Source organism: Vreelandella neptunia (assembly GCF_022489065.1).
In the GTDB taxonomy this organism is placed as follows: domain Bacteria; phylum Pseudomonadota; class Gammaproteobacteria; order Pseudomonadales; family Halomonadaceae; genus Vreelandella; species Vreelandella neptunia_A.
Window position 1 is genome coordinate 836,011 of sequence record NZ_JAKVTW010000001.1, and the last position, 12,306, is coordinate 848,316.

Here is a 12,306-nt window from a genome sequence, read left to right on the forward strand (position 1 = left end):
GCTACGTGTGCGCAAGGTCGAGTTACTTTGCAGGCAATGGATACATAACCACCTATGATCAGATCATTATTACGCTGGCTTTTATGCCTTGTGGCACTTTTGGCGCTGCTATTAGCGGGCCCTGCCTGGATGCTGGCGAGCGGTACCATTGCGACAGATGTGCATTGGTCTAGCCTTGATCGCACCTCCGCAGGCTTAGCTCCCTTGCCCGAGAGTTCTAGCGAGGCAGTGGTGCAAGTGTATGCTGCGAATGCTTACAACTGGCGCGGTGCTTTTGGTGTGCATCCTTGGATTGCGTTTAAGCCAGAAGGGGAGCCTGATTACCGCATTCTTCAGGTAATGAGCTGGCGTCGTCCTACCATCGTCAATGTCATCGATATGCCCGACCGCGCTTGGTTTGGTAATGCCCCCATGCTGCTTGCGGATTACCGTGGTGATGCAGCCGCTGCGCTGATACCCGAGATTCTTGAGGCGTCAGAACGCTACCCAAGTGCGGAGCGTTATCGCGTATGGCCAGGGCCCAACAGCAATACCTTTATTGCCTGGGTTGCCCGTGAAGTTGAAGGTTTTGATGTGGCACTGCCGGCCACGGCGGTTGGGAAAGACTTTTTATTTGGCAGCGTCGTTGCGCCAACACCCAGTGGTACGGGTTACCAGCTCTCTCTTGGTGGCGTGTTGGGTCTTATGCTGGCAAAAGAGGAGGGCATTGAGCTTAACTTGTTAGGCTTGAGCTTTGGTGTTGATGTGATGCGCCCCGCCTTGAAATTGCCGGGTATAGGGCGGTTGGGAATGCCCGCGCGCGTGGCGGGCAATGTGGATTAGTGTTTATTAACCTGGGTCTGATTAATAACCTGTGTCGGTTTAAGAACATAGCTCAGCGCTTCCTCGAAACCGTCTATTACATTGATACGGTAACGTGCCTGAAGTGCTTTAGCGCGCCCTGCAAATGCACCTGAGCCCAACACAATGGCTTGGGCGTCTAACTTGATAGCCGTTTGAATAGCGTCGTGAAGCCGGGCTTCAGCATGTTCGGTTTGTGCAGCGGTATCGGCTACCCCAAGGCCGGTCGCAACGACACGGCAGCGTTCGCTCAGCCCGTAAGTGGCGCTAAGCGCTTCAATAGTGGGCACCGCTTTAACAAAGGTAGTGATCACTGTAAACAGGCCGCCACTTGCTGCTGCGTATCGAATGCCTGCCTCCGCTAAGCTGATCACCGGTGCCTGGGTAAGCTGGCGGATGTTGGCAATGGCAATGTCGTCAAAACACGCCATGATATAGCCCGAAAACCCATCCGCATTGCGTTTTTCAATCAGGGTTAGCACGTGCTGAATTGCGGTGGCTTTGTCCTGTTCGGTTTCGATCGCGTAGGGCCCGTGAGCAGGGCTGGTGACCTCTGTTATTACGCCTGGTGGGGTGATACGAAGCACAAGTTCGCGAATGCTCTGGGTGACAGTGCTATTAGTATTGGGATTGATAATTAAAATCCGCGGTGGCTCTGTCACTTGAATTTGGTGATGGCTCATTAGCGCCCCGCCAGTAAGTCGGGTAGCCACATAACGATGCCGGGCCAAACCATAATCGCCAGGGTAAACAGCGCCATAATGCCAACGAAGGGCATTGAACCCCAAATCACGTCATTAAAGCTGCCGCCATCTTTCCGCACACCCTGAACCACAAACAGGTTCATGCCTACCGGTGGGGTAATCAGTGCTATTTCACACATCAAGACGATGAAAATACCAAACCAGATAGGGTCAATGCCCACCGCCATTACCATGGGCACGGTAATAGGTACGGTGAGTACCAGCATCGACATCGCATCCATAAAGGTGCCGAGTATCACGTAGAACACCAGCAGTACCAGCAGCAGGCCGACAGCGGTAAGACCAAACGAGGCAACCCACTGCGTAAGCGCCTGGGTTACCCCCAGCATTGAAATGGTCACATTAAGCAGCAAGGCGCACATCAATACGATAATCACCATGCCCGAGGTTTTGGCTGCCTGAAGCGAGCAGTGAATGAGTAGATCTAGGCTCATCTTTCCACCACCGACAATAAATGCTAAGGCAATCACCACGCCAATGGCGGCTGATTCAGTCGGGGTTGCCAAACCGCCGTAAATACTCCCCATCACTACGCCAAAAATCACCACGGGAGGAATCAGGTGCTTGGAGAGTGAGAGTTTCTCTTTTAAAGAAACATCCACCTCTACCAGCGACGCATTGCCTGCCTTGCCGTGAGCAATAAACAGGTACGCAGAGAACAGCAGCGCAAGGGTAATCCCAGGTATTAACCCCGCTGCAAACAGCTGGCTAACCGAGGTGTTGGCTAACTGGCCATACACCAGCAGGTTGATGCTAGGTGGAATTAATATGCCTAGTGTGCCGCCCGCTGCTAAAGAACCAAGCGAAGGGCGAATCGGGTAGCGGTACTGATGAAGCGCCGGGAGTGCAATGGTGCCCACCGTGGCAGCCGTAGCGACTGACGAGCCAGAGGTCGCGGAGAACAGCGTGCAAGTAGCGATATTGGTATGTAGCAAGCCGCCGGGGAGCTTGTTAAACCAAACCGCTAAGGCGGCATACATACGGTCAGCAATGCCTCCCCGCAGTAGCAACTCTCCCAGCAGCATAAATAGCGGTATCGCAAGCATGGAGGGGCTATTTAAACTGCTCCAAACCACGCCACCCATCATGTCTACCAGGGGGGCGCCATACATCAAATAGCCGCCTAACACGCCTACAAACAGAATGGCCACTGCGACTGGCAAGCTCAGAAGCATCAGCGCGAGCATGACTAAAAACGCGCCAATAATCAGCGGAATGCTCATAACTTGCCCCCTTCGCGCTGCTCAAGGTCTGCCAGCTCTGCCGCTAGTTCATCGGTTGCCGAGCTTGGCCCGAATTGACGATTAAGGGTTTTCCAATCGCGTTTAACCAGCAGCAGTAATGCTTTGACTGACAGCAGCGCAGCAGCCACGCTAAATGCCGACATGGCGATTAACCAGATGGCCTGCGGGTAGATCAGCGGCGTCGCCCAGGGAGTTTGAGCTATAGAGCGATACATTTGTGTATCCAGTACGGTCTGCACCGTGAAGTAGAGCAAGAATGCTGCTAACAGCCCCATGGAAAGGGCTGCCAGTGCATTGAATACCGCCTGAGTGGCGGTGGGAAGGTGCATATGCAGCAAGTTGATGCGAATATGCGACTGCTCCACCATGGCGACACAGAAGGCCAGCGGCGCGGCGATGGCAATGGCGTAGCCACCCAGTTCATCCACCCCGCCCAGTGACAGCGAGAAGAACTTGCGGATCAGCGTTTCGAGGGTGATCAATATCGCCAGCAGTAACATTACGCTGCCGAAAATGATCCCAAGAATGCGGGAGTAGGTCGTCATCTTCCTCTCCTCGAGTCTTATAGGCCTAACTGAGCGCCGACGGTGTCACGCCAGGCGGCTTCGCAATCAGCAGCAACGGCGTTGCACTGGCTGGCCCAAATCGGCAGCGAAACTTCCTCAACAGCAGCGGTTACGGTGGCTAGGTCTGCCTCTGAAACAGGCACTTCGGTAAGAGAGTAAGAGGTGCCAAACTCGCAGGGTGATTCGCCAGCATTACAGCGCATGGCGTCTTCATATAGCTCTTCGGAGTATTGCCAAATATCGTCGCTAAGGGTGGCGATCGCCTCTTCCAATTGGGTTTGCTGCTCCTCCGTTAAGCGGTTCCATGTGTTCATATTGATGGCATAGCCATTGATCGCTAACTGCAGCGCAATGGGCAGCACGGTGCTAGTTGCTTCGGGCCAGCCGCCAGAGTTAGCGGAAGCCGGGCCGGTAATGGCGCAGTCGACTACTCCGCGTGAAAGCGCTTGCTGTACATCGCCAAAGGGCATGGAAATGCCGGTAGCGCCCAGCTCGCCAACGAAGTTAGCCGCACTCTGGTCGCCCACACGAACCCGTAGGCCGCGCAGATCGTTTAAGCCGGATATCTCTTCGCTGCAGAAAATCACCTGGGGGCCTGCTGGCCATACGCCGAGCAGTTTGGCGTTAAAGCGCTCTTGTAGGCGGGAATCCACATAGTCATAAAACGCATTGACGTTATTACGCCCGGCTTCAAAACTGGTATTCAGGCCAATCAAATCCAGACCCAGGATGGAGGGTTCATCGCGACTTACTTGGGGGCCGCGTAGCGAAACAATGTCGAACAGCCCGGAGTTCAGTACGCGAAGCCCATCGGTGTCAGGAATGCCAGCCACATCCACCGGAATGTACTGAACCGACACATCAAGGCCGCTATGTTCGGCAAGTGCTTCAAAGAAGGGTTGCTCTTTGTTTTGCGCGATAAGCCCAGATCCTGCGGGTTGGCCAAGCACTTTCAGCGAAATGGTTTCCGCCTGGGCGGTGGATACCATTAGCGCGGTGGAGATGGCGGTGAGTAGAGCGGTACGCTTTAACATGTCGGTTTCCCTTTGAAGTTTTACCACGCTCAGATTTTTACTTGGTGGTGTGGCATAGATGGATTCGCATGCAGTTATTTAGACGCAGTAATCTAGATAGCTGAATGACAGTGCAATGTTTGTTATGTAGATCCATATTTCATGCCATAATCAATAAGAAACTGTAGTTTCATATTGAAATCAATTGATTGTGATGATTAGTGGCGCTGCACGGGCTTATGGGGGTGTAACCAAAGCGCACATTAAGAGTGCAAAAGGGGAATCTTGTGCGCTATCTAGGTGCTTGTGATCGCCTGTAACGATTGTCAAAGCTCTTCGTCAAAGCCCATCATCAAAGCTCTTCAAAGCGATCATTCAGCGTTTCGATACGGCGTAAACGCGAGCGGGAGGCATCGCCTGCTAATTCAATGGTGCGCATTGCAAGCAAGTGGCAGAGCGCCATCACAGCGGTATGGTTGAATAGTGGCCCGGTAGCTAGCGTGTGGCAGCGAAAGTGCCAAGTGGCGCTCGGTTCTACGTTTAACCCTTCATCGGTAATATAAAGTAGCTTGGTGCCGCACTCTTTGGCGTGGGCAAGCAGCTGTTCGGTCAGCGCCATGCGGCGGCGCAGGCCAAAGATAATGACACAATCATCCGGCATGAAATTAACCAACTGCTCCCCTAGGGTTTCGCCGCCACCGGGCAGGCTGGTTACCTGCTCAACTACCTGGGTTAACTGCCAGCGCAAGTAATCAGCGAACGAGTGGCTGGCGCGAAAGCCAATCACCCATGTTTTACGGGCGCTTAAAATAGTGCGGGCAACATCGTCGACTTCCGCCTGGGTAATGGTGGCAAAGGTTCGGTCTAGATTGGCTTTGCCCTGCTCAAGATTGCTGGCAAGGGAGTGCTCTTCATTGCGCGCGTCAGATGAAGGAAGAAAAAGCCTGGACCCGGTGGTTTGCTCTTCGCGGGCATGTTTGCGGGCTGCCTCATAGCTTTCATAACCTAACCGCCGCACAAAACGCGACACGGTAGCTTTAGAAACGTTGGCAAATTTAGCGAGCTCTTGGGCATCGTAACTGGCTAATTCACCAGGAAAATCACACACGAATTCTCCCAACCGCCGTTCCGCAGGGTGAAGTGTGGGCAGGGCGCTGCGCACGCGAGTTAGAAACGAGCGTTCCTTGGCGATGGTCGACATTGTTCTTCCTGAAATCTCAGTTTCATAAATAATGAATGCTGATGCTGCATTGAGCAACAATAAAAGATGATGCTGAAATTATTTGCAGATACTATTATGCTATTATTGTGTTTGCAGATGATTAGAATTTGAGAATTAAAAAAGTATTTGAAGGCTAAAAAGCATTTGTAGTGAGCAGGAGAGGAGTCGCAATGCAAACGGCACAAAACATTGCTCAAAACCGAGCAGCGGCTGCAGCGGGTTTAAAAGCGGCGGTGCGGATTTTGGATAAATGGCGTGCGTCTGGCGAGCAGGGCGAGGCGATCTTACGGGTTTCCCATAGCACCTACGCCCGTGCCCGGCGGGGCGATATTGACGAGATTAAACTGGATAGCGATCAGCTTACCCGGATCAGCTACTTGCTTAATATCCACGCGTCGCTACGGGTGATCTTTGATAATCCAGAGAACCTGTATGGGTTCGTTAATATGATTAACCATAACCCTTACTTTAATGGCCGCACTCCACTGGAAATTATGGGATCAGGGGATTTTGCCGCGCTCTACGAAACGTTCAAGCGCGTCGATAGCCTGCGAGGTGGTCAGTGGTAAAGGCCGCTGATGTGAAGAAGTTGCCTGCTCGGGAAGTGACGGGCTATCGCTTGGTTAATAGCAAGTTTCCACCGATTGATCTCTTCGATGATGTGGCAAGTGCTGAAGAGTTTGCCGCACTGCATGCTCTGCAAGCATTAACCAATCCGCGGTTACAGAATGAAGTCGGTAATTTGGCGTTGCTCCCGCCGGAGCGCATACCGTTTGGTATTCGTGGTTGCTCCTATGTGGTTGCGCCGTTTACCCATGTCAATCCACAAGGCTCTCGATTTAGTGACGGCAGCTTCGGGGTGCTCTATTTAGCCGATACGCTTGAAACGGCCATTGCGGAGGTAAAGCATCACCAGCAAGTGTATTGGCAAAATGTTCCAGAGTTGCACTACGAGCGATTTGTCTTTCGTGGCTTAAAGGCAATATTTGATGAAGGGGGACTGGGCGACGCGCTGGCGCTACCTATCGACCATGCTATTTATGCGCCGGATGATTACTCAGTCTCGCGGCCATTCGGTGATGACGTTCGGCGATCTATGGACGGGCTTCGCTACCACTCTGTTCGCAAGCTCAATGCAAACTGTTGGGCATTGATGACGCCCACCAACGTGGCCGACATTATCCAAACCACCCACTTGGAGATGATTTGGAACGGTGCTATTACCCAGGTAAACCATCTACGTTTTTCTCGGCGATGATCAGCGTTTAGCTATTCTGCTGCTGTTCGGTAAAGCGCTGCATAATGGCTAGCGTTTCATCGCTCACGTGGTGCTCCATACCTTCTGCGTCAATGCGTGCCGTGGAATCCTTAACGCCAAGCGCACGCAAGAAATGCAGCACAATATCGTGGCGCGCGCGGGATGTTTCCGCCATTTTTTGGCCAGCTTCGGTTAGAAACAGTGAGCGGTAGGGCTTGCTGGTCACCAACTCCAACTCATTTAAACGGCGAATCATTTTCGACACTGTCGCTTGGCTTACCGCCATACGGTTGGCGATATCTGCCGCCCGGGCTTCACCGCGGTGCTTCAACAGGTCGCCAATCAGCTCAACGTAATCTTCAATCAACTCGGTTTCGTGGGCATTTCGTACCGTTGCATACTGAACGGCATGCTGCTCCACGGGAGGTAGGGCATCTCCAGGGATGCTTGGGGCGGACGATGAAGCTTGCGAATTAGAATCAGTCATTGGCAAATTATATCGAAGGTAATGGTAATAATCATTGGATCGCTGTGTGGATAGTAGCTTATTTTTGCGCATAATTGTTAGCCAAGGCTAAACTGTTTGCACAGTGCTTTCTTGTTGAGCTACAGTCTACTTATCGGGAACGTAATAAAGGAGAGTAAAAATGAGCAAGCGCAATCTTTGTATGGCCTTGAGTCTACCGCTGTGGCTAAGCGCTGCAATGGCAACTGCTCAGGCGGAGGATTCAGCGCCGTCTCCTTTAAATGTTGCCGTCACATTCTCGGTACTGGGCGATATTGTTGCCCGAGTGGCAGGCGAAGACGCCAACGTTAGCGTATTGACCCCTGTTGGTGCTGAAGTGCACGAATGGGAGTTAACGCCGGGTAATTTCGCCAGTCTGGAAAATGCTGATGTGGTGTTTTACAACGGTTATCAGTTAGAGCAGTGGATGCATCAGGTTGAATCGACGGTCGTCGATCGAACACCCGTGATTGCGGTGGCGGAAGCCTCTGACTACCCAACCCAAACGATTATCACCGGTGATATGGAAGGCGATGTGGATCCTCATTTATGGATGGATCCCCGTGCGGTTTCCGCTTATGTGCAGGTGGTTGCTAATGAGCTTGAGCATTTACTTCCCCAACGGGCTGAAGAGTTCCAGCAGAGTGCAGAGGCGTTAAAAGAAGAGTTGCATGCGCTCCATGTTGAACTCCAAGAGCGCTTAGAAGCGATACCTGATGAGCGTCGCGTTCTGCTTAGTAGTGAAGCTGCCTTTTTGTATTTCGCTGATGCCTACCATTTTGAACACAATGGCATCTGGGGTACCAATGCCGAAACCGAAGGTTCACCCCGCCAGCTAATGCGCGTGGTGGATATGATCAATGAGCGCCAACCCGCGGCTCTGTTTTGGGAAAGCACCATTTCTGACCGCCATGTAACGAGCTTGGCGCGAGATACCGGCGTCAAGGTGGCGGGGCCTTTATATGTTGACTCACTAAGTGAGCCAAGTGGTGAAGCGGGTGATTATTTCACCATGATGCGCCACAACGTTGAGTTATTGCGCCAAACGTTGGCAACCGAGTAAACGATCATGGCAACCACGTTCATGTCAACCACGTTGGGCCAAGCGGCTGTAGCGATTGATATTAAAGGGCTCTACGCGGCTTATCAGCGCCAGCCCGTGCTGGAAAACATTAACTTGCAGTTCCCCGCAGGCAAATGGACCGCCATTGTAGGCCCGAACGGTGCGGGTAAATCGACGCTGTTTCATGTGCTGACCGGCAGCATGAAACCGCTGCGCGGCTCTGTGCAGGCTTTTGATCAGCCGATCTCTACCCATCGCAAGGCAGGGCATATTGCTTATATGGCTCAGCGAGAAGCGATTGAGTGGGACTTTCCTGTTTCGGTATGGGAAACCGTCATGGGCGGTCGCTACGGACATATGCGCAATGATCCGCTGTGGCGTCGCCTGCTGCCTTCTCGCTGGTATGACCGGCGCCATGCCGAAGCGGTACGTGAAGCGCTACAGGCGGTAGATATGCTGGGGCTGGCTGAGCGCCCAATTGGCGCGCTTTCCGGCGGGCAGAAAAAACGCGTGCTACTGGCCCGTGCGCTTGCCCAGCAGGCCAGCATTCTGTTGCTGGATGAGCCCCTTGCAGGCGTGGACCCGCCCAGTGAACGATTGATTTTAGACGTGCTGGCCCGCGAGCGGTTGGCGGGTCGTACGGTGATTATGGTGACCCATGATATGCCCGGTGCTCGCCGCCATGTAGATCACGTGGTGCTGATTAACCGCTTTATTCGCGGTGTGGGTTCACCTGATGAAATGCTTAGCGATGCTAAATTAGCGGAGCTGGCGGTAAGTTCTATCGAGCAGTCGGCACACGATGCGCAGGTCGCTGAAGCATCCTCCTTTACAGCAGCGCAGGGGTAAATGAAGTGGCAGAACTAATGGAGGCCCTTGGCCTGTTTGGCGACGCCTTGGTGAGCGGGTTAATTGCTGCGCTGATGGTGATTGTCAATCTGTTGCCAGGCAGCATTTCAGATGCATTCCAGTACGCTTTTATGCAGCGCGCCTTATTGACGTCTGTCCTCGTCGGCGCGATTTGCGGCATTTTATCCTGCTATGTGGTGCTAAAGCGCTGGTCGCTGCTGGGGGATGCGATCTCTCATGCGGTACTGCCGGGGGTCGCGATTGCTTACCTGCTCGGTTGGCCATTTTTTATCGGCGCCTTTATTACCGGTGCACTGACCTCCGTGGGTATTGGTGCTATTGAACGCCATACCCGGATTAAATCTGATGCGGCCATGGGGCTTATGTTCACCGGCGCTTTTGCGCTGGGCATCGTGCTTATCAGTAAAATCGCCTCAAGCACCCACCTGATGCATATTCTGTTTGGCAACGTGCTGGGTGTTCAGCAATCGGCGCTGCTGCTGACGCTAGTCGCCAGTGTCATTGCGCTGCTTGTGGTGTGGCTCGCTTATCGGCCGCTGCTGCTTTACGCCTTTGACCCACAGCAGGCCCAGGCATTGGGTTTTAATACCAGCGTGATTCACTACGGGTTAATCTTGCTGTTAACCCTCACCATAGTGGCGAGTCTGGAAACAGTGGGCATTATTTTAGTGGTAGCGATGCTGATTACCCCAGGCGCTACGGCACACCTGCTGACCGACCGTTTTAAAACCATGATGCTGATTTCAGTCGGGGTGGGGGTTAGCTCGGCGGTGATAGGGCTGTGGCTATCGGTAGTGCTGGATGTCGCTTCTGGCGGCACGATTGTGCTGGTTGCCACCAGCTGGTTCTTTATTGCATTGCTGTTTTCGCCCAAGCACGGGCTGCTGCTGCGTCAGTGGCGTCGCTGGCGGATGGGTTAGCAACTCAGTGTTTGCTAGGACAAAGCAGAGCAGGGCGCAACGCAACTTATGGCTGCGTCTGATCTTCCGATTCGGAAAGGGATTGAATCTGGTTTTTTACTCCAACGGCATCCTCAACATCCAGCTGAAAAGCGATGCCGGTGCCAGGGGTTTCGTCAAATTCTCCTACCCGCGCAATTGCCTCAAGGATATTTCGGCTGCGGTGCTCCTCTGCTAGAAACAGCAGCATATCCCGCTTCGCGGTGATCTCCATGCCAAAAATACCGTGAGTTTTATTCAGCCCTTCACCGCGAGCATTGTTGATCACCGTCGCGCCAGTGCAGCCCGCTTGGCGTGCGGCCTCAAGAATGGCATCTGTTAAATCATCTTCCACCATGGCGACAATCAGTTTAAAGCGCATCGTGATCTCCTTTACCAAGTAGCGTGCTGCGCGATGGCGTGATATCGGGTGCTAAGCGTTGCCGAGTAGCGCGCCATTGAGCAATTTGGGCGTAACCCATTACGGTGATGATGGGGAATAAACAGGCAAGTGCAATCATGCCAAACCCATCCATAACGGGGCTGCGCCCAGGAATTTGGGATGCCAGCCCTAACCCTAATGCGGCAATAATCGGTACCGTGATCGTCGAGGTTGTCACCCCGCCCGAATCAAAGGCCAGCGGTATAATGGCGCGCGGCGAGCGCAGGGTTTGCACAATCACCAGCAGATAAGCTGCGAATACAAACCACTGTAACGGCCAGCCCATCACAATCCGCCAGGTGCCCAGCGTAATGCCAAAGGCCATGCCGAGGGCGACAGCAATGCGCAGCATCAAGGGGTTAATCGTTCCGCCGGAAATCTCGCCTGCCTTTATGGATACCGCGATCAGAGAAGGTTCGGCAATAGTGGTGGTGGCACCAATCGTAAAGGCAAAAATATACACCCAGTAGTAGTCGCTCCAATGCCGCTGGGCGCCCTCTGCTACGCTTGGCAAAAACTCGCTGTTGGTCAGTTGCGTTGCCATTAGCTCGCCCATTGGAAACAGCGCTTGCTCCAAGCCCACCAGAAAAAACGATAGCCCCACCCACACCATGAAAAATCCCACCAATACTTGGGGCAAGCGCTTAACACGTTTGCGAATCACCAAATATTGAAAGCCGAAAATAATCGCAGCGATGGGCAGGATATCCAGCAGCGTCCCCCAGAACGTAGCGATAAGGGTCATGGCGCGACTCCTGGTATCAGGTGAATGCCCACAATGCCAAATAGCAGCACAAAGATAATCGGCATCACTGATGCCAATGCTATTAGCCCAAAGCCATCAAGCATCGGGCTGCGGCCTTTTATCGAAGAGGCGAGACCAACGCCCAGTGCCGTCACTAGCGGCACGGTAATCGTTGAGGTAGTGACGCCGCCTGAGTCGTAGGCGATACCGATCATTTCGGCAGGGGCTAAAAGCGTTAAGAGCAGTACTAATACGTAACCGCCAATGATGATTAAGTGCAGTGGCCAGCCTTTAAAGATACGTACGACGCCGACGACCACAGCCGTGCCAACAGAAAGGGCAACGACCAGCCGCAGAGCAAACGCAAAGTTGCTTTGTGCCGTGCTGGTATCGCTTATCAAACCGCCTTGGGCCACCACTTCCGCAGCACGGGCAGCAATGGCAATTAACGCCGGTTCAGCCACGGTAGAGCCGACCCCGAGTGCAAAAGCAAACAGCAGTAGCCATGTGATCGAGCCTTTTTTTACAAATGCCCGCGCCAACCCCTCGCCCAATGGGAAAAGGCCCAGCTCAAGGCCTTTAATAAACAGTGTCAGGCCAATTACAACACACACCAAACCTAAGAGCAGATCGAGTACGGCGAGGGAATCGGGCAGTGGTTGACGGATAACCACTAACTGAAAAAACGCCATCACCAATACCACCGGCGCGATGTCCCGCAGGCTATCTTTTAATTGGCGGGCAAGAGAGACCAAAAGATCCATTAAATCTTCCGCGTTTCAGGGAGGGCAAATATTAACGACCAACTATTCGGCGTTATCTAATGAGAAGCTGGG

General features: G+C 53.1%; 15 protein-coding genes. 6 read left to right on the forward strand and 9 right to left on the reverse strand.

What is annotated here, in order from left to right:
- The first annotated feature begins 54 nt into the window (after positions 1–54).
- Positions 55–822 carry a DUF3750 domain-containing protein gene (locus tag MLE19_RS03775; protein WP_240716722.1) on the forward strand — a complete coding sequence of 256 codons (768 nt, stop codon included), beginning with the start codon at positions 55–57 and terminating at the stop codon, positions 820–822.
- Here the strand turns inward: MLE19_RS03775 and MLE19_RS03780 are convergent.
- The 5 genes from MLE19_RS03780 to MLE19_RS03800 form a co-directional block, all read right to left on the reverse strand.
- Positions 819–1,523, reverse strand: a complete 705-nt coding sequence (locus MLE19_RS03780) for an aspartate/glutamate racemase family protein (protein ID WP_240716723.1) — start codon at positions 1,521–1,523, stop codon at positions 819–821. The genes MLE19_RS03775 and MLE19_RS03780 overlap by 4 nt on opposite strands.
- On the reverse strand, positions 1,523–2,827 hold the full coding sequence (locus MLE19_RS03785) for a TRAP transporter large permease (protein WP_240716724.1): 1,305 nt from the start codon (positions 2,825–2,827) through the stop codon (positions 1,523–1,525). Before MLE19_RS03785 ends, MLE19_RS03780 begins: the two co-directional genes overlap by 1 nt.
- Positions 2,824–3,393 carry a TRAP transporter small permease subunit gene (locus MLE19_RS03790; RefSeq protein WP_240716725.1) on the reverse strand — a complete coding sequence of 190 codons (570 nt, stop codon included), beginning with the start codon at positions 3,391–3,393 and terminating at the stop codon, positions 2,824–2,826. Before MLE19_RS03790 ends, MLE19_RS03785 begins: the two co-directional genes overlap by 4 nt.
- A gap of 17 nt (positions 3,394–3,410) precedes the next feature.
- Complete coding sequence (locus MLE19_RS03795; RefSeq protein ID WP_240716726.1) at positions 3,411–4,448, reverse strand: TRAP transporter substrate-binding protein; 1,038 nt, start codon at positions 4,446–4,448, stop codon at positions 3,411–3,413.
- 331 nt (positions 4,449–4,779) lie between these two features.
- Positions 4,780–5,628 (reverse strand): MurR/RpiR family transcriptional regulator, encoded by an 849-nt coding sequence (locus tag MLE19_RS03800; protein WP_240716727.1) that lies wholly within the window; start codon positions 5,626–5,628, stop codon positions 4,780–4,782.
- 191 nt (positions 5,629–5,819) lie between these two features.
- Here MLE19_RS03800 and MLE19_RS03805 point away from each other — a divergent pair, with 191 nt between their 5' ends.
- A complete protein-coding gene (locus MLE19_RS03805) occupies positions 5,820–6,218 on the forward strand; it encodes an MbcA/ParS/Xre antitoxin family protein (RefSeq protein ID WP_240716728.1) in 399 nt (132 codons plus the stop codon).
- An 11-nt stretch (positions 6,219–6,229) separates the two neighbouring features.
- Positions 6,230–6,907, forward strand: a complete 678-nt coding sequence (locus MLE19_RS03810; RefSeq protein WP_240716729.1) for an RES family NAD+ phosphorylase — start codon at positions 6,230–6,232, stop codon at positions 6,905–6,907.
- 7 nt (positions 6,908–6,914) lie between these two features.
- Here MLE19_RS03810 and mntR read toward each other — a convergent pair whose 3' ends face one another.
- Positions 6,915–7,394: a manganese-binding transcriptional regulator MntR gene (gene mntR / locus MLE19_RS03815; RefSeq protein WP_240716730.1), complete on the reverse strand. Its 480-nt coding sequence runs from the start codon at positions 7,392–7,394 to the stop codon at positions 6,915–6,917.
- A gap of 160 nt (positions 7,395–7,554) precedes the next feature.
- On the opposite strand from mntR, the gene MLE19_RS03820 reads away from it, so the two are divergent.
- From MLE19_RS03820 to MLE19_RS03830, 3 genes are read left to right on the forward strand one after another with little or no spacing between them, the layout of a single operon-like run.
- Positions 7,555–8,475 (forward strand): metal ABC transporter solute-binding protein, Zn/Mn family, encoded by a 921-nt coding sequence (locus MLE19_RS03820; RefSeq protein WP_240716731.1) that lies wholly within the window; start codon positions 7,555–7,557, stop codon positions 8,473–8,475.
- A gap of 21 nt (positions 8,476–8,496) precedes the next feature.
- The gene (locus tag MLE19_RS03825; protein ID WP_240716826.1) at positions 8,497–9,324 is read left to right on the forward strand and encodes a metal ABC transporter ATP-binding protein; all 828 of its coding nucleotides are present in this window, start codon (positions 8,497–8,499) and stop codon (positions 9,322–9,324) included.
- Between the two features lie 17 nt (positions 9,325–9,341).
- Positions 9,342–10,265: a metal ABC transporter permease gene (locus MLE19_RS03830; RefSeq protein WP_306420897.1), complete on the forward strand. Its 924-nt coding sequence runs from the start codon at positions 9,342–9,344 to the stop codon at positions 10,263–10,265.
- Between the two features lie 46 nt (positions 10,266–10,311).
- Here the strand turns inward: MLE19_RS03830 and MLE19_RS03835 are convergent, their stop codons facing one another.
- From MLE19_RS03835 to MLE19_RS03845, 3 genes are read right to left on the reverse strand one after another with little or no spacing between them, the layout of a single operon-like run.
- Positions 10,312–10,665, reverse strand: coding sequence for a P-II family nitrogen regulator (locus MLE19_RS03835; RefSeq protein WP_240716732.1), 354 nt, complete (start codon positions 10,663–10,665; stop codon positions 10,312–10,314).
- Entirely contained in the window at positions 10,655–11,470 is an 816-nt protein-coding gene (umpB, locus tag MLE19_RS03840; RefSeq protein WP_240716733.1) for a Na,Li,K/H(+) antiporter subunit UmpB, read from the reverse strand. Before umpB ends, MLE19_RS03835 begins: the two co-directional genes overlap by 11 nt.
- On the reverse strand, positions 11,467–12,234 hold the full coding sequence (locus MLE19_RS03845) for a DUF1538 domain-containing protein (protein WP_240716734.1): 768 nt from the start codon (positions 12,232–12,234) through the stop codon (positions 11,467–11,469). The genes umpB and MLE19_RS03845 overlap by 4 nt, the downstream gene beginning before the upstream one ends.
- Positions 12,235–12,306: the final 72 nt, after the last annotated feature.